This window comes from Janthinobacterium lividum (genome assembly GCF_034424625.1).
GTDB lineage: Bacteria > Pseudomonadota > Gammaproteobacteria > Burkholderiales > Burkholderiaceae_D > Janthinobacterium > Janthinobacterium lividum.
The window spans coordinates 5459764-5477297 of sequence record NZ_CP139976.1; the positions used below are offsets into that span (position 1 = coordinate 5459764).

A 17534-nucleotide genomic window follows, 5' to 3' on the forward strand; every position below is an offset into this window, starting at 1 on the left:
GTTGTAAGCAATGGTATCCTGATATCTTTTCAGCCATGTTTTCCCTGTGCCGGGCGGGGTGCCTGATAGCCATCCGTCAGGGTATGCAGGAAGGCGATCACGTCGGCGATCTCCGTTTCGTTCAGGGCGGGCGCCTGGCCCGGCTGGCGGTCGAATGGCGCTTCCACGTTCACGTTCGCCACCAGGCCGGGCGGCAAGTCGTCGTATTTGCGCACCTTGCCGTGCTTATCTGCCGGATACCATTTTTGCGGCGCCGTATCGCGCTGCACGTAAAAACGCAGCACCTGCTCCAGGCTGTCAAAGCTGCCATTGTGGAAAAACACCTTGCGCAGGGCGACATTGCGCAAGGATGGCGTCTTGAAGCTGCCGCAGTATTCCTTGTGCTCCATCAAGTCGGTGCGGTCCGGACCGCACAAGCCCATGTCGAAGAACGCCGGGTCCGCATTGACGGGCAGCTTGCCATTGCGCGGCACGCCGATATTGATCAAGCCGTAATCCGTAAATTGGGGAAAGGCGCCGCCGGCACTCACCTGGCTGATATGGCAGGACGCGCAATTGCCCTTGCGCTCATCATTGAACAGGGCCAGGCCGCGCGCTTCCTGCGGGCTCAGGACGGCCTGCTTGCGCAGCACGGCGTCGTACTTGCTCGTGTACGGATAGAAGTCCAACGGGCTTTCCTGGAACACTTCCAGCGACATCAGCGCCCAGCGCAGCGCCTGGCCCGGCTGTTCGAAGATATCCGCGCCATACGTCTGGCGGAACTGCGCCGCCAGAGGGCCGGCCCGCAACTTGGCGACGACGGCGGCCGCATCGCGGTTGCCCATCTCGCGCGGCGACAGCAACGGCGCCAGCGCCTGTTCGTGGCCGGACTGGGCGCGGCCATCCCAGTTGCGCCCGCCCGTGGGGCCCGCGTCGACGCTGTCGTCGCCATCATCGTCATGGAAATGTTCGGTAAAGGCGGGCGCCGTCTGCAGGTAGCGCAGCGACGGCGCGGCCCGCGTGCCCGCATCCTTCAGTTCGGGGCCGCCCAGCTGCACTGCCAGGGCATTTGGCGGGCCATACGCGTGATCCGGACTGTGGCAGCTGGCGCACGACATCTTCCCCGACACGGACAGGCTGGGCGCGAAAAACATGGCGCGGCCCATGGCCGTCATCTGGGCCACGGAAGGCTGGCGTTGCAGGGTGGGGGCGTATGCGCCCGACAGATAGGCGGGCTTGGCCGCGGCTTCTTTCTGCGCTGCCGGATGGCAGGCGGCCAGCAGGCAGGCGGCTACAAAGGCAAGCAGCAGGGAGGGATTCGTATTCATCATGGGCTGGCAGCGTAGCAACGGCATGTGACAGCTGCGTGACAAAACCCTGCAAAACCTCATGTATCAAGTCCGTACATTACGTCATGTAACAGGCGCCGACATGTCACGCAGCTGACATATTGCCTGCCTAGCATGCGACGTTTTCCACCCAGAAGGCATGAAAATGAACTTGCACGCAAAAACCTCTTTACGGCCCCTGCCGTTGTTACTGACGCTGGGCCTGGCCGCCTGCGGCAGCAACTATGCGATCACGCCCAGCACCCATGGCCAGGTGATCGGCAGCTACTATGAAAACGCCCAGGTGTGCCTGGAAAGCAGCACAGCCAAGCTGACCTGCGACAGTGGCTCGGCAACGGTGCGCACGGCCGCCGACGGCAGCTACACGCTGGACGGCCAGGGCGCCGTGCTGGTGACCATCGGCACGGATGCCATCCGCCATGACGCCATCGGCGACGTCGGCAGCAAGGTGACGCAAAAACTGCTGCTGCGCGCCCCCGCCGGGCACAGCGGTTTCGTCAGCGCCCTGTCGACGGAACTGGCGCAAGTCATGGACGGCAACGGCGGCGACTTTGCGTTTGCCAGCAGCAAGCTGGCCGCGCGCCTCGGCGTGTCCGAAGCGGCCCTGGCGTCCGACTTCAACAAGGCCAGCGGCGACGAGCTGGCGAAACTGAAGGCGGAAAACGCCAGCGTGACGGCATTCATCGCCAGCGCCAGCGCGCAGGCGGCGCCCGCCGACGCGCTGGCGGCACTGAACAGCGCGCTGGCGCTGAACAATATCCAGACCATCGTCGTCATCTATGCGGAAAACCGCGGCTTCGACAATCTGTACGGCCTTTTCCCGGGCGCCAACGGCGTGCCGGGCGTTAATCCCACGTCGACCTCCGCCTACGTGCAGCAGAAGGACGTCGACGGCAGCACCCTGCCCGTGCTGCCGCCCACCTGGGGCGGCATGACGGCAGCCGGCCAGGGCACCGTCATCACCCAGTCGCAATCGGCCAACCTGCCCAACAAGCCGTTCCAGATCGACGACGCCAACAGCCCCCTGTACCTGCCGCAATCGGTCATCACGCGCGACCTGGTCCATCGCTTCTACAACAACCAGATGCAGATCAACGGCGGCGCCAACGACAAGTTCGCCGCGTATTCCGATGCGGGCGGTTTGAGCATGGGCTATTACGACGGCAGCAAGATGCAGCTGTGGGACATCGCCAAACAGTATGCGCTGGCCGACAACCTGTTCATCGGCGCCTTCGGCGGCTCCTTCCTCACGCACCAGTACCTGATCTGCGCCTGCGCGCCCACCTATCCGAACGCGGACACCTCGGTGGCCAAGGGCTCGATCGCGAAGATCGACGTCGACGCCAACGGCAACTTCCTGCGCCTGACGCCGTCCGCCACGGCGCCAAGCACCGTCCTGAACGGCGCGCCTGCCTATGCCAACGACGGCGCGCTGACGCCGGCCGACAGCACGGGCATGTTCTACGCCGTCAATACCATGCAGCCGCCATTCCAGCCCAGCAGCAACGCGCCCGCCTCGGGCGACAGCAGCAAGCTGTATGCGGACACGGCCAAGGCCACCACCCTGCCGCCGCAAACACAGACGAATATCGGCGACTTGCTCTCTGGCAAGAACATCGACTGGGCCTGGTATGCGGGCGCCTGGAAGGACACGACGACCCTGGCCACGGCCAGCGCGCGCGCCGGCAGCTTCCCGAATCCGCCGAACTTCCAGTTCCACCACCAGCCGTTCAACTACTTTGCGAATATGGACCCCGTGAAGGCGCCCGCCTACCGCGCCGCCCACCTGCGCGACTTCGACAGCCAGTTCCTGGCCGACGCGAGTGCCGGCAAGCTGCCGCCCGTCACCTTCTACAAGCCGCAGGGCAACCTGAACCAGCACGCGGGCTACGCCAGCGTGGCCGACGGCGACGCGCACATCGCCAGCGTCATCGCCCAGCTGAAAAAGAGTCCGCAGTGGAAGAACATGCTGGTCATCGTCACCTACGATGAAAACGGCGGCTTTTATGACCACGCCGCGCCGCCGAAGGGCGACCGCTGGGGTCCGGGCACGCGTGTGCCGGCCATCCTCGTTTCGCCGTACGTGAAAAAGGGATTAGTTGACCATACGCAATATGATTCGGCGTCCATCCTGCGCGCCATCACGCACCGCTTCGCCCTGCCCGTACTGGATGGCTTGAGCACGCGCGACAAGGCGCTGGTGGCCCATGGCGGCAAGCCGATGGGCGACTTCAGCGCGGCGCTGGCGCTGGTGCCGCAAGAGTAAGGCTGAGTAGGTGCGCCCGCCCGGCTTGACCCCAGCGGGCGTTTTACATGTTGGCGCTACTGGCCGGGGGACGCATCGAGCAGCGAACGTTCGAGCAATTGCGACAACGCCGTGCGCAGCGCCTGCGTGCGCGCCGCCAGTTCCGGCCGCTTGTAGCGCTCGGCGGCGATCAGGCTGTTTTCCAGGCACACCCGGTCCGAACGCGCCAGGCAGGCGTCGGCCAGGTCGAGCTGGGCGCTGGCCAGCGCCACTTTCACCTTGGCGTCGAGTTCCAGCGTGTCGGGATCGTCGCCCCAGCGCTTGACGTGCACGGCCAGGCGCGTGGCGGCCAGCTCCGGCTTGCCCGCGTCGAGGGCCTGGTTGACGCTGCCTTGCAGCACCAGCCACGCCTGCGCCCGCTGCTGTTGCCTGTCGCAGGTAGTGGCGGACTTGGTGATGCTTGCCTGCAAGCGCTTGATCTGCGCGGCGGGCGCCTTGGCGCTTTTCAGCACGGCCAGCGCGCTGCGCGCCCCATCCAGGTCGCACTGCGCCGCCAGCGCAGTGGCGGCCTCGACCTGTTCCGCCACGCTGGCAGGCTTGTCGGCGGGCTTGTTGAAAAACCAGATACCGGTCAGCACCACTGCCGCCGCGATCCATGTGCGCAAGCGCACGGGCGGGCGCGGCGGCGGCACCGAGCCCCTGGTGGCAGGCTTGGCGGGCGGCGCCTTGGCTGGCGCAACCGCCGGCGCGGCAGGCGCTGGCGGAATTGCCTGGGGAACGGGTGCGGGCTGCGGCACGGGGGTGGGCGCAGGAGCAGGCGAAGGAATGGGCGGAGGCGGAGCGACGGGCACCGGCGGTGGCATGCGCGGCACGGGCGGCGGCGCTACGGCTTTCTCCAGAACAGGCGCTTGCGCCATCTGGCGCGCGCCGCAAAACGGGCAATGCGCCACGCGCAGCGGCAAGGTCCGGCCGCAAGCGGCGTTGATGCAAACGTCATTCACTGTTTCAAGCACATTCCAACCTTTTCCTGGAGTCATTCCACTGCATTCTGCCGCAATATTACCTTACGCGGGCACAGCAACGGTGCACCGGCGCCGTGTTCCATCGCCTTGATACCGATCAAAAAGCATACGCCGCCGCGGCCTAAGCTGGAAGAACCGGCCAAGGACAAGGAGAACGCCATGCCAGCCCACCTGATCATCGAAGACGGCCAGCCCTCGTGGTGGGACAGCGCCGATATCTGGGTCGTGCCGGGCAATGATCCGAATGGCCCGCCCGGCGCGCCCATCGCCGGCACCAGCAATTACCTGTGGGGCCGCGTGCACAACACGGGCAACAGCGCCTCGAACGGCGTGCGCGTGGACTTTTACTGGGCCGACCCTTCCGGCCAGATCGCCGTCGGCGCCGCCACGCAGATCGGCTCTGCCTTTGCCGACCTGCCGCCCGGCGCCACGCAGGAAGTGCTGTGCCTGGTACCCTGGGTCCCCGTCATCGTCAATGGCGGCCACGAATGCCTGCTGGCCGTCGCCCACGGCCCGGGCGACATCAATCCGCTGCCCGATCCCCTGCCCAACGGTTTTCCTTTCCAGCCCAAGCAGCACGAGCAGATCGCCCAGCGCAATGTCACCGTGGTGCTGGCAGCCAGGCGCGCGCAATTGCTGAGCATCGCGGTGGCGGCCCTGCCCCGCGCAACGAAAAAAGTGGAATTGCAGATCGAACAGGGCGGCGAGCTGCCGGAGCGCCTGCTGGCCACCCTGGGGCTTGAGCGATGGCAGCCGGCCAGGGAAGCGCGCCTGGTCGCAGGCCTGGCACGCACGCCCCACTGCAATGGCGATGCGCCTGGCGAGCAAAAGCTGGCGCTGGAAGTGCCGCGCGGCCAGGCGCAGGCCGTATATCTGAGCGTGCGCGCCGAAGCCTTGCCGCCACGCCAGTATGCGCTGCTGCGCGTGCTGGAAAGCCAGGAAGGCGAGGTCATGGGCGGCATCACGTATATCGTCACCGACTTGGAGAAAGAGCAAGCTCAAGAGCAGCAAAGCCCCGAGGAGCAAGCATCATGAGCGATACCCCCCTGCAGGTACTGACGCGGCCGTTCGCGATCGAGCCCGTCACCAATATCATGCTGCCCGATGGCATCTTCGACAATGCCATCTATGGCTTGCGCATCGCCGCCCACGTCACCAATATGTCCGGCAGCGCCCTGAACAATGTCACGGTGTACCTGGAAAGCGTGGGCGACCCCGGCATCGTGCCCGTGGCGCGCACTTTCTTCTTTGCCAGCATTCCCGCCGGCGCGGCCATGCTCGTCATGTGGGATGCAGACTTCCAGCATGCGGCGCCCGGCAAGCGCCTCGTCAGCTTCGTCGCCAAGGCGGACGGCTACGCGCCGCGCCGCTCGATCCAGCAAATCTTCGTCTCGCAAACGCGCTTCGACAGCGCCACCAATACGTACACGTGCACGGTCGAGGAAGGCACCCTGGAACTGTCCAAGCCGCAAGGCCACCTGCCTGGCAAGCGCTGGGGCAGCAGGGGCACGGATGGCAAAGGTGGGGAAAATGCGTGCCGCTGTCCGCCCGGCCTGGGGCCGATCGTACCGACCGGCATGACCCTCGTCTGGACGCCGAACCCCGCCTACGCGGGCACGCATGGCGAGCTGCCGTTTGCCGACCCGTGGTGGAAGATACTCGCCATCATCATCGCCATCATCGCCGCGCTGGTGGCCATCATTTCAGCCGCACTCGGGTCCGGCAAGGCCAGCTTCAGCGTGGGCGGCACCTTCGAGGAAACCGATCCCAGCGTCGACTGCTGCTCGCTCGAAGGGGCCGGCTCGGGCCAGCCCGAATTCACGGTAGCGGGCGTCGCCTCGGCCATCGCCTCGGGCGCCATCGCCGTCGCCTGTTCCGATATCGCGGATCCGTTCTGGCGTGGCCAGGAAGCAACATCACCGGCCGCCGGCGAACTGACCCTGGCCGAGCGCGTGGTGGCGAAATGGGTGTTGCCCGAAGCGCCGAACGCGGGCTTGCCCTACACGGCCGATATCAACTGGGAGTACCAACGCTTCACGACAGGCGCCACCTACCAGCATGCCGTCACCGAAACGCAAGTCAACATCCATGTGGCGGGGCCCGTGGAAACGGATACGCCCGCCGTCGTGCAAGCTTACGAACCGCTGTGGATACGCGCCAGCTTCAAGCGCGACAATGGCAATGTCTTCCGCGGCACGGAGCTGTATGCCTTCGTGCTGTTCCAGGCCCCCCAGGGCCTGTATTTCGTGGAATCGCTGACTGACGACGGCCTGGGCTTCGACCCGGGCGCCAACGATGGTGTCTACGCAGGCAGCCTGGACTTGAAGCGGGCTTATCGCACCCTGCTGCAATACGACCAGAAGGTCTACGGCACCTGGCGCGTATTCGTCTTCGCCCAGGACGTCAACCTGACCAAGCCCGGCACGCCGCCGGAAATCGCGGCCCAGCACATCGGCGGCATGTTCATCGCCAGCGCCATCGAAATCACCTTCGACGACACCCTGCCCTGTCCGCTCAAGGCGCAGGCGAATATCGTCGTGGTGTGAGGGGGGCGTGAGCGAGGTCAGGCGTAGGTCGCGCAGGTCGGATCAGCGGGGCAAAGCCGCGCTAATCCGACAACATCGTTGGCTCCCTTATGCGCATCAGGAGCGGCTGAGAAAATGCTCAGGGTAGGCGCCGCCCCGAAGACAGTACTTCAGTACAGTGAGGTAAATGCAGGGCAGGCAACAACACCGAGGGTGTTATATCAGCCGCTCTTAAACTTTAACGCTTTCGGGCTTGGCGATCAGCGTGCGCGGAATGATATCCGTTGCCGGGCAAGACTCCATCGCATCCGAATACGCGAGCCAGCGCTGCAGGCTTTCCATGCGGCGGATGGTGATGCCCTTGCCATTGATATAGCCTATCTGCTCGAAATTGGCGGGGCTGGTGGTCAGTTTCGATACGGTGGGCGCATTGTCGACCAGGCGGTCGTAGGCCTTGCGCGCCTTGTGCTCCCACTTGGCCAGCACGGGATCGTCAAAACGGTTGCTTTCAAAATACACGGTGATGGTGCGGTCGTGGTTGGCAAAGCCGACGATGGCCGCCCCCTTGCGTATGGTCAACAGGACATCTTCCTTCACGCCCGTGACGGGAACGAAGACGGCGGCGCGCCCATCCGTATCCGGCCGTTCCATGGGAATATCTTGTCCGATTATGCTCATCACATCACACTCTTAGTCATCGCCTGCTGGCTTGTTGTCCCTGCATCACTGAAAGCATGCCATGCGCATGCGCGCGTTTGCCGCTGCGCCGGGCCGATTCCAGGCTGTTTGTCAAATAATACATTGCCGTAAAGCACTACACAAGATAATCAGGGACGCGGCAGCCGCTTGTCCTCCGCCGGATGGGGAATGGTGTGCCCAGCGGCAATCGCCTTATAATGCTGCGATTACTTCACGTCCCCACCTCCGCACCATGACGCTTCCCGAGAATGACACCAGCCGGCTCGACGCCATCAGCGCCGCCGCCACCGAAGTGGCCGCGCAAAACGTGGCCGACCTGCTGGCCATGGCCATCTGCCACCGCCCGGACGAACCGTCCCTGATCGTCTGCGACAAGCGCAGCTGGCTCAATGTCGTGTTGACGGAAGCGTATCGCCAGGCATTGCCCGACGCGACCTTCATCGATTTCGACGAGGTCACGCCCGATGCCGTGCTGGCTGCCTTTGCCGAGTTGCCCGCCGGCAGCCTCGTCGTGCTGATCCAGTCGACCAGCTTCCGCCTGGAAGCATTCCGCATCCGCATCGAGTTGTTCAAGCGGGGCCTGAAGGTCATCGAGCACGTGCACCTGTCGCGCATGCCCGGCGTGCAGGGGCTGCATTACATCGCTTCGCTAGCGTACGATCCCGATTACTACCGGGGCGTGGGCCATGCACTGAAAGCGCGCATCGACGGCGCCCGCCACGGCATGGTCGACAGCGGCGGCGAGCAGCTGGTCTTTGCTTCGCCGTTCGAATCGGCCAAGCTGAATATTGGCGACTATAGCGGCATGAACAATATCGGCGGCCAGTTCCCGCTGGGCGAAGTGTTTACGGAAGCGCAGGACCTGGAAGCCGTGAACGGCCGGGTGCGCATCTTCGTCTTTGGCGATACGCATTTCATGGTCAACCGCCCCGACACGCCGATCACCCTGATCATCGAAAAGGGCAGAGTGACGGGCACGGAGCACGCCACGCCGGAATTTACCGCCATGCTGGAGATCATCCGCGCGCACGAAGGTGAAGTATGGGTGCGCGAACTGGGCTTCGGCATGAACCGCGCCTTTTCGCGCGAACAGCTGGTCAACGACATCGGCACGTATGAACGCATGTGCGGCATCCACCTGTCGCTGGGCGCCAAGCACGGCGTCTACGCCAAGCCGCAATTCAAGCGCAAGGATGCGCGCTACCACGTCGACATCTTCGCCGTCACCGAAGCCGTCTACCTCGACGACGAAAGAGTGTACGCGGATGGCGCGTGGACGGTGGCCCCCCTCGCACTCAACTGAGCCTCAATTGACCCTCAGCTGAAAAAACCTGCCGCTGCCAGCTCGCGGTCCCACGGCGGCACGGGCTGGTATTCGGCCACCAGGAAATCGATCAGCGCGCGCACCTTGGGCGACGGCTGGCGGCTGGCCGGATACAGGGCGCTCAGGTGATTCAGGGGCAGCTCCCAGCCAGACAGCACGGGCAGCAGACTGCCATCGAGCAGATTGCGCCAGGCGAGAAACGTGGTGCTGTAGACGATGCCGAGTCCCCGCTGCGCCGCCTGGTGCAGCACCAGGCCGTTATTCGCCGTGAAGCCGGCCTGCACGCGCACGCTCACCTCTTCTTGCTTGCCGCCTTCCCCACGCTGGAAATGCCAGTTCGTGCCATCCGTCAGGTGGCTGAAATGCAGGCACTGGTGCTGCAACAGCTCTTGCGGCGTCTGCGGCACGCCCCATTGCGCCAGATAGGCTGGGCTGGCGCACAGCACGGCGCGGCACGGCGCGAGCGGGCGCATGGCCAGCGCGCTGCTGTCCGGGATGCCGCCCACGCGGATGGTCAAATCAAAACCGTGGCGTATCGGGTCGAGCAGCGCATCGTCGACAAACAACTCGGCCTGCACCTGCGGGTGCAGCAAACTGAAACGGGCGACGGCATCGGCCAGCCACGCGCTGCCGAAACTCGATGGCGCCTGGATGCGCAGCGGCCCGGCCAGCTCCGCCCCCGCTCCCGCCTGCGCCACGTGCGCCACCATGCGCACCGCCTCCTGCGCCTGGCTGACGGTGGCCATGCACGGCGCCAGATAGGCGCGGCCCGCATCCGTCAAACTCACTTCGCGCGTGGAGCGGTGCAGCAGCCGCGCATGCAAGCGCTCTTCCAGCTGCATGATGGTCTTGCTGACCATGGCCCGCGTCAGACCCAGGCGCTGCCCGGCCAGCGTGAAGCTGCGCTGACGCGCCACTTCGACAAAAATTTCCATCGCTTTTAATTGATCCATGTCAAAGATTGTCATCGTTTTGGCGACAATCTGTCAACCGCTGGGCGATTGTTTGCCGCCCTCGCCCATCCTACAATGGCGCTTTCCATTGACCTCCGGAGCCGCCGCCATGCTGACAATCCTGCAACAAGAACAATACCAACGCGACGGCTACATCATCCTGCCCGATTTCAAGGGTGCGGACGAAATCGCCGCCCTGCGCGCGCGCGCCGAGCAGATTGTCAACGAATTCGATCCCAGCGTCAGCCAGTCGATCTTCACCACGCGCGACCAGGCCAAGAACACCAACGATTATTTCCTCGCTTCCGACAACACCATCCGCTGCTTCTTCGAGGAAGAGGCGTTTGGTCCGGACGGCCAGCTGAAGCAGGCCAAGTCCCTGTCGATCAACAAGATCGGCCACGCCATGCACGACCTGGATCCCGTCTTCCGCAGCTTTTCTGCCGATCCAAAACTGGCCGCAGTGGCACGCGACCTGGGCCTGGCGGACGCGCAGGTTTGGCAATCGATGTACATTTTCAAGCAGCCCGGCATCGGCGGCGAAGTGCGCTGGCACCAGGACGCCACGTATTTCGAAACCACGCCAGTCAGCGTGACCACCTTCTGGTTCGCGCTGGAAGACGCCACCTTGGACAATGGCTGCCTGTGGGCGGAACCGGGCGGCCACCGCGGCCCCCTGCGCGAACGCTTCATCCGCAACGGCGACCAGGTGCGCGTGGAAAAACTCGATAGCATGCCCTGGCCCGACGACAGCACGGCCGTGCCACTCGAAGTGAAGGCCGGCGCCCTCGTCTGCTTCCACGGCTTGCTGCCCCACTACAGCGCACCAAACCGCTCGCCCGTCTCGCGCCACGCCTACACCTTGCACGCCACGGACGGCCAGACGGAATACGCGGCCCACAACTGGATACAGCGCGACGATACCTTCCCCGTGCGGGGCTTCGTCTGATGCGCATCGACGTCTTTGCCGCCCACTGGGGCAATAACGAGCTGGCGCCCGACGTCTTCATCGACAAGGTAGCGGCGGCCGGCTTCGACGGCATCGAAATGTCGCTGCCGCTGGATGCGGCACTGCGCGAGGAGTGGACGGACCGCATCGCCAAGGCGGGACTGCAGCTGATCGCCGCACAGTGGGAAACCGTGTTCCACAGCGACTTCGAGCAGCACCGCGCCGCCCTGGCGGAACTGCTGGAAAACGCCTGCCTGGCGCGCCCCGTGCTGGTCAACACCCACACGGGCAAGGATTACTACAGCCAGGCGCAGAACGCGCAGCTGATCGACCTGGCCGCCGCCATCTCGAAAAAACACGGCGTGCCCATCGTGCATGAAATCCACCGCAGCCGCTTTTCCGGCCACCCGATGCTGCTGCTGCCCTACCTGGCGCAGTATCCCGAGCTGCCATTGACGGCCGACCTGTCGCACTGGTGCTGCGCCTGCGAATCCCTGCTGGAAGACCAGCCGCAGACGCTGGCGCAAGTACTGCCGCTGGTGCGCCACGTGCATGCCCGCGTGGGCCATGCGCAGGGTCCGCAGGTAGCCGACTTCCGCGCGCCGGAAGCGAAACCGGCGCTCGACGCCCACCTGGCCTGGTGGGACGCCATCGTCGCCCTGCGCCGCGCCGCAGGCGCCGAGCGCATGACGTTCACGCCGGAATTCGGCCCCGCGCCATACACGCAAACCCTGCCCTGGACGCAGCAGCCCGTGAGCGATGCCTGGGAACAGAACGTCGCCATGCTGCATCTGCTGCGCGCGCGTTACGCGCAGTAGTTCGTCACAGGCACTCTCCATGCACCGGGCCAGCCGGTCCGGTGCACGCGTGCATACCAGCCATGCTTGTCATTAAGTAGCGCGCTATATATACTGTGCCCATGGATACCACCACCTCCCCCAACCCCTTGCACCAGGTGCCGCGCCTGGACAGCCAGCTGTGCTTTGCGCTGTACTCGACCTCGCTTGCCATGAACAAGCTGTACCGCAAGCTCCTGCGCAAGCTGGGCCTTACCTATTCGCAATACCTGGTGATGATGGTGTTGTGGGAACGCGACGGCCTGACGGTGTCGGAAGTGGGCGAGCGCCTGTTCCTCGACTCGGCCACCCTGACCCCCCTGCTCAAGCGCATGGAGCAGTCGGGCCTGTTGACGCGCACGCGTGCCGCCAGCGACGAGCGGCAAGTCATCATTTCCCTCACGCAGCAAGGCGACCAGCTGCGCCATGAAGCAGCCTTGCTGCCCGAAGCCATCCTGACGGCCAGCCACTGTAGCGTGGAGCAAGTTGTGGACATGAAACAACAGCTGAACCAGTTGCGCGACAGCCTGATGAAAAGTGAGTAAAAACGCCGCTTTTCCGAGCAAAATCAGGTAAAGCATTGCCCTGACGGCGCAAGGCAAAAGCTGGCGCAAAATCCGCCTTTCTTTATTACAAATCGATACATGGATGGCCTCACCCTGCGTATAGAATAGTTGCCACTATTTCCTTACAACAACATCAGGGTGAATATGCGCATACCTTTCGGCTCCGTAGCCTCGCTGGCTCTTTGCTTTACCGTGTCGGCCTTCGCCGCCGAACCCTTCGACGACAAGTTCCGCCAGCTCGAAGAGGTGTTGCCTACCCCGAATACCTACCGCACCGCCTCAGGCGCGCCGGGCCACGCCTACTGGCAGCAGCGCGCCGACTACACGCTGCGCGCCACCCTGGACGAAACCAAACGCGAGATCGCCGGCAGCGGCACCATCACCTACCATAACCAGTCGCCCGACACCCTCGGCTACCTGTGGGTGCAGCTGGACCAGAATATCTACAAGCCCGATTCCGACGCGCGCCGCATGGCCACGGCGCCGTCGCGCCAGGCGTGGGCCAGGACGGCGGGCGAAGACACCATGAAATTCGAAGGCTTGCGCGGCCTCCTGGCGCGCGGCGACTTCCAGGGCGGCTTCAATATCCGCGCCCTGAAAGGCGCCGATGGCCGGCCTTTGACGTACGTTATCAACCGCACCATGATGCGCATCGACTTGCCGCAGCCATTGAAACCGGGCCAGGATTTCGCCTTCCAGATCGACTGGGATTACCGCATCAACGAACAGAAGGTGCTGGGCGGGCGCGCCGGCTATGAAGTCTTCGACGACAAGAACGCCCTGTTCGAAGTGGCGCAGTGGTTCCCCCGCATGGCGGCGTATTACGACGCGGCAGGCTGGCAGCACAAGCAGTTCCTCGGCTCGGGCGAATTCACCCTGGAATTCGGCGACTACGACGTGCAACTGACGGTTCCGGCCGACCATATCGTCGCCTCCACTGGCCAGCTGCAAAACCCACAGGACGTGCTGTCTTCCGCACAGCGCGAGCGCCTGGAAAAGGCCCGCGGCAGCGACAAGCCCGTCGTCATCGTCACGCAAAAAGAGGCGGAAGCGGCCGAAAAATCCGTCAGCCGCGCGCAAAAGACGTGGCACTTCAAGGCGGCCAACGTGCGCGACTTCGCCTGGGCCTCGAGCCGCAAATTCATCTGGGATGCGCAGGGCTACAAGAAGGGCGGCAGCGATGTGATGGCCATGTCCTACTATCCGAAAGAGGGCAATCCGCTGTGGGAAAAGTACAGCACGCAAGCCATCGTGCACACGATAGAACAGTACAACAAGTACAGCATCGACTACCCGTATCCGACGGCCATTTCCGTCAACGGCCCCGTGGGCGGCATGGAGTATCCGATGATCTCGTTCAACGGCCCGCGCCCGGTGAAAGACAAAAAAACGGGCGAGCTGACGTATTCGAAGCGCACCAAGTATGGCCTGATCGGCGTGATCATCCACGAAGTGGGCCACAACTACTACCCGATGATCATCAACTCGGATGAGCGCCAGTGGACGTGGATGGACGAAGGCCTCAACACCTTCGTGCAATACCTGGCACAGCAGGCGTGGGAAGAAAACTACCCTGCCTCGCGCGGCGAACCGCGCGAAATCGTCGACTACATGCGTAGCCGCGACCAGGTACCGATCATGACCAATTCCGAATCCCTGCTGCAGTTCGGCAACAACGCCTACGCCAAGCCGGCGGCGGGCTTGAACATCCTGCGCGAGACCATCCTCGGGCGCGAGCTGTTCGACTACGCGTTCAAGGAATATGCGCAGCGCTGGAAATTCAAGCGCCCCACGCCCGCCGATTTTTTCCGCACCATGGAAGACGCTTCCGGCACGGACCTGGACTGGTTCTGGCGCGGCTGGTTCTATACGACCGACCCGGTCGACATCAGCATCGACGGCATCAGCGAATACGGCGTAAGTTCAAAAGATCCGGCAACGGAAAAGGCCTGGAAGAAGGCGCAGAAGGACGCCCAGCCGGAATCCGTCACGAGCCGCGCCAACAAGGGCATGCCGCGCCGGGTCGACGCGCATCCGGAGCTGAAGGATTTCTACAACCAGCACGACGATTTCACGGTGACCAACAAGGACCGCAACTCCTATGCCGAGGCGCTGGCCGCTCTGGAACCGTGGGAAAAGGACTTGCTGAAACAGGGCAAGCACCTGTACCTGGTCGACCTGTCGAACGTGGGCGGCATGGTCATGCCGCTGATACTCGAAATCGAACTGAAAAGCGGCAAGAAGTACGTCGAGCGCGTGCCGGCCGAAGTGTGGCGCTACTCGCCGAAGAAAATCACCAAGGTCGTCATCACGGACGAGCCGATGGTGGGCCTGGTGCAGGACCCGTACTGGGAAACGGCCGACATCGACACCAGCAACAATAGCTGGCCGCGAAAAATCACGCCATCGCGCCTGGAACTGTTCAAGAGCGAGAAGTCGCCCAAGGATAACCTGATGCGCGACTTTCATACGCCATTGAAAGGCAAGAATGGCGGCTCGGCCAAGGGCGACGAGGCATGAAGCGCTGGCGCGCGCTGGCCACCGCCACGCTGGCCTGCGCCAGCATGGCGGCCGGCGCCCACAATTTCCACATGGGTATCGCCGACATCAGCTATAACGCGGCCAACGGCAGCACGGAAGTGGTGCATACCTACACGGGCCACGACGTCGAGGCGCTGCTGACGAACCTGTACCAGCGCCAGTTCGACCTGGGCCAGGAGGACAGCGAAGCGGCCCTGCGCCGCTATGTCGAAAAACAGTTTTACCTCGTGGGGCCTGATGGCAAGCGCCTGCGCCTGAACTGGGTCGGCATGAAGGTCAATGCCGACAACGTGGTGATCTTCCAGGAAATCGAACGCACGCGCCTGGCCCCCGCCACGCGCATCCATAACCAGTTGCTGATCGACTTCCTGCCCAGCCAGCGCAATACCCTCAACGTGCAGGACAGCGGCAGCATCCAGACGTTGATCTTCGACCGCCAGAACACGGAACTGCCGATCCGCCAAGTCCCACTACACCCATGACGCCACGCCATCTTCCCCTCCTCCTCGCCGCCCTGTTTTCCGCAGCGACCGCCCACGCCGACGACATCTTCCAGCGCGTGCTGGTCGACGGTTCGCGCCTGAACCAGCTGGGCGTGGCCGATTCGGCCAACGCGGGCAGCGTCACGCAACAGCAGCTTGACGCGCGCACCAGCTACCGGCCAGGCGAACTGCTCGAAGCCGTGCCGGGGCTGATCGTCAGCCAGCATAGCGGCGAGGGCAAGGCCAACCAGTTCTACCTGCGCGGCTTCAATCTCGATCACGGCACGGATCTGCGCACCACCGTCGACGAGATGCCCGTCAACCAGCGCAGTCATGGCCACGGCCAAGGCTGGACGGACCTGAACTTCCTGATCCCCGAACTGGCCATGCGCCTCGACTACAAAAAGGGGCCGTATTCAGCGGAGCAAGGCGATTTCTCCTCGGCCGGCGCGGCGTCCGTCGTCTACGCGAACCGCCTGACGCAAGGCATCGCCAGCGTGGGCATCGGGCAGAACGGCTTTCGCCGCGCCCTGCTGGCCGATTCGCTCGATGCGAGCGACGGCAGCCTGCTGTACGCGCTCGAAGCGCAGCACAACGATGGCCCGTTCACGCAGCCGGACCGCTACCGCAAGCTCAATGGCGTGCTGCGCTACAGCGAAGGCTATGCCAACAACGGCTTCAACGTCACGGCCATGGCGTATGACGCCAGCTGGAACGCCACCGACCAGATTCCGTTGCGCGCCGTGCAGGACGGCACGCTGGGACGCTTCGACGCCATCGATGCCAGCGACGGCGGCAAGGCGCAGCGCTACAGCCTCTCGGGCGCCTGGCGCCAGACAACGGACGACATGTCGTCCAGGGTCAGCGCATATGTGATCGCCAACCGCCTGGCCCTGTTCTCGAATTTCACGTACGCGATGGATGACCCCGATAACGGCGACCAGTTCGCCCAGCCGGACCGGCGCGTGACCTCCGGTATCAACGCCAGCCACACCTGGCACCGCCACACGGACAGGGGCAGCAGCGACACCACCATCGGCCTGCAGCTACAGAACGACAATATCCACAATGGCCTGTACAACACGCGGCAGCGGCAGATCCTGTCAACCACGCGGCAAGACCATATCGTCGAATCGAGCCTCGGCGTGTATGGCGAAAACAGCACGCGCTGGTCGCGCTGGCTGCGCACCGTGGCCGGCCTGCGCGCGGACGCCCACCGCTTCGACGTGCGCAGCGACCGCGCCGCCAATTCAGGCAAGGCCAGCGACCATTTGTTCAGCCCCAGCCTGAGCGTGATCGCCGGGCCGTGGCGCGATACGGAAGCGTATTTCAACATCGGCAATGGCTTTCACAGCAACGATGCGCGCGGCACGACGATCACGGTCGACCCGAAGACGGGCGAGGCGGCCGACAAGGTCACGCCTCTGGCGCGCTCGCGGGGATTGGAACTGGGCTTGCGCAGCGCCGCCATCGCAGGCCTGCAAACCTCGCTGTCGCTGTACCGCCTGGACTTCGATTCCGAACTGCTGTTCATCGGCGACGCGGGCGCCACCGAGGCGGGCCGCCCCAGCCGCCGCTACGGCATCGAGTTTTCCAGCTACTACAAGGCGGCGAGCTGGCTGTCGCTGGACCTGGACCTGGCGTATGCGCGCGCACGCTCGCGCGGCAGCGACCCGGCGGGCGACTTCATCCCCGGCGCCATCGAAGGCGTAGCCCAGCTGGCCATGACGGTGACGCCGCCAGGGCCGTGGTCGGGTTCTTTGCGCCTGCGCTACTTCGGTCCGCGCCCCCTGATTGAAGACAACAGCGTGCGCTCGTCGGCCAGCGTGGGCTTGAACGGGCGCATCGCCTACCAGATCGACAAGACCTTGCGCGTGGAGCTGGAAGGCTACAACCTGGCCAACCGGCGCGACTCGGCCATCGATTACTACTATGCCTCGCGCCTGCCCGGCGAGGCGCAGCCCATCGACGACATCCACTTCCATCCGGTGGAATCGCGCTCGCTGCGCCTGACCCTGGTAAAGAATTTTTAACTCAACAAGAATAATTCCTGTCGCACTGCAC

General features: G+C 64.1%; 14 protein-coding genes. 10 read left to right on the forward strand and 4 right to left on the reverse strand.

Annotated features, from left to right (window positions below):
• Positions 1–29: 29 nt before the first annotated feature.
• Positions 30–1334, reverse strand: a complete 1305-nt coding sequence (locus U0004_RS24640; protein WP_070254513.1) for a cytochrome-c peroxidase — start codon at positions 1332–1334, stop codon at positions 30–32.
• Between the two features lie 139 nt (positions 1335–1473).
• Here U0004_RS24640 and acpA point away from each other — a divergent pair, with 139 nt between their 5' ends.
• Positions 1474–3594, forward strand: a complete 2121-nt coding sequence (gene acpA, locus U0004_RS24645) for an acid phosphatase (RefSeq protein WP_070254512.1) — start codon at positions 1474–1476, stop codon at positions 3592–3594.
• A 56-nt stretch (positions 3595–3650) separates the two neighbouring features.
• On the opposite strand, the gene U0004_RS24650 is transcribed toward acpA, so the two are convergent.
• On the reverse strand, positions 3651–4586 hold the full coding sequence (locus U0004_RS24650) for a hypothetical protein (RefSeq protein WP_139144101.1): 936 nt from the start codon (positions 4584–4586) through the stop codon (positions 3651–3653).
• A 168-nt stretch (positions 4587–4754) separates the two neighbouring features.
• On the opposite strand from U0004_RS24650, the gene U0004_RS24655 reads away from it, so the two are divergent.
• Positions 4755–5630, forward strand: a complete 876-nt coding sequence (locus tag U0004_RS24655) for a hypothetical protein (RefSeq protein WP_139144100.1) — start codon at positions 4755–4757, stop codon at positions 5628–5630.
• Positions 5627–7141, forward strand: a complete 1515-nt coding sequence (locus tag U0004_RS24660) for a hypothetical protein (RefSeq protein WP_070254509.1) — start codon at positions 5627–5629, stop codon at positions 7139–7141. The genes U0004_RS24655 and U0004_RS24660 overlap by 4 nt, the downstream gene beginning before the upstream one ends.
• Positions 7142–7351: 210 nt before the next feature.
• On the opposite strand, the gene U0004_RS24665 is transcribed toward U0004_RS24660, so the two are convergent.
• A complete protein-coding gene (locus tag U0004_RS24665; RefSeq protein ID WP_081345510.1) occupies positions 7352–7771 on the reverse strand; it encodes a hypothetical protein in 420 nt (139 codons plus the stop codon).
• A gap of 280 nt (positions 7772–8051) precedes the next feature.
• Here U0004_RS24665 and U0004_RS24670 point away from each other — a divergent pair, with 280 nt between their 5' ends.
• On the forward strand, positions 8052–9122 hold the full coding sequence (locus U0004_RS24670) for a M29 family metallopeptidase (protein ID WP_070254507.1): 1071 nt from the start codon (positions 8052–8054) through the stop codon (positions 9120–9122).
• A 14-nt stretch (positions 9123–9136) separates the two neighbouring features.
• On the opposite strand, the gene U0004_RS24675 is transcribed toward U0004_RS24670, so the two are convergent.
• Positions 9137–10096, reverse strand: a complete 960-nt coding sequence (locus tag U0004_RS24675) for a LysR family transcriptional regulator (RefSeq protein WP_071653638.1) — start codon at positions 10094–10096, stop codon at positions 9137–9139.
• A 109-nt stretch (positions 10097–10205) separates the two neighbouring features.
• On the opposite strand from U0004_RS24675, the gene U0004_RS24680 reads away from it, so the two are divergent.
• From U0004_RS24680 to U0004_RS24705, 6 genes are all read left to right on the forward strand, one after another.
• Positions 10206–11045, forward strand: coding sequence for a phytanoyl-CoA dioxygenase family protein (locus U0004_RS24680; RefSeq protein WP_070254505.1), 840 nt, complete (start codon positions 10206–10208; stop codon positions 11043–11045).
• Positions 11045–11863, forward strand: a complete 819-nt coding sequence (locus tag U0004_RS24685; RefSeq protein WP_070254504.1) for a sugar phosphate isomerase/epimerase family protein — start codon at positions 11045–11047, stop codon at positions 11861–11863. The genes U0004_RS24680 and U0004_RS24685 overlap by 1 nt, the downstream gene beginning before the upstream one ends.
• Positions 11864–11964: 101 nt before the next feature.
• Positions 11965–12426, forward strand: a complete 462-nt coding sequence (locus U0004_RS24690) for a MarR family winged helix-turn-helix transcriptional regulator (protein WP_034786515.1) — start codon at positions 11965–11967, stop codon at positions 12424–12426.
• 165 nt (positions 12427–12591) lie between these two features.
• Positions 12592–14967, forward strand: a complete 2376-nt coding sequence (locus U0004_RS24695; protein ID WP_070254503.1) for a M1 family metallopeptidase — start codon at positions 12592–12594, stop codon at positions 14965–14967.
• The gene (locus U0004_RS24700; protein ID WP_070254502.1) at positions 14964–15470 is read left to right on the forward strand and encodes a DUF6702 family protein; all 507 of its coding nucleotides are present in this window, start codon (positions 14964–14966) and stop codon (positions 15468–15470) included. The genes U0004_RS24695 and U0004_RS24700 overlap by 4 nt, the downstream gene beginning before the upstream one ends.
• Positions 15467–17503 (forward strand): TonB-dependent receptor, encoded by a 2037-nt coding sequence (locus U0004_RS24705; protein ID WP_070254501.1) that lies wholly within the window; start codon positions 15467–15469, stop codon positions 17501–17503. Before U0004_RS24700 ends, U0004_RS24705 begins: the two co-directional genes overlap by 4 nt.
• The last annotated feature ends 31 nt before the right edge of the window (positions 17504–17534 follow it).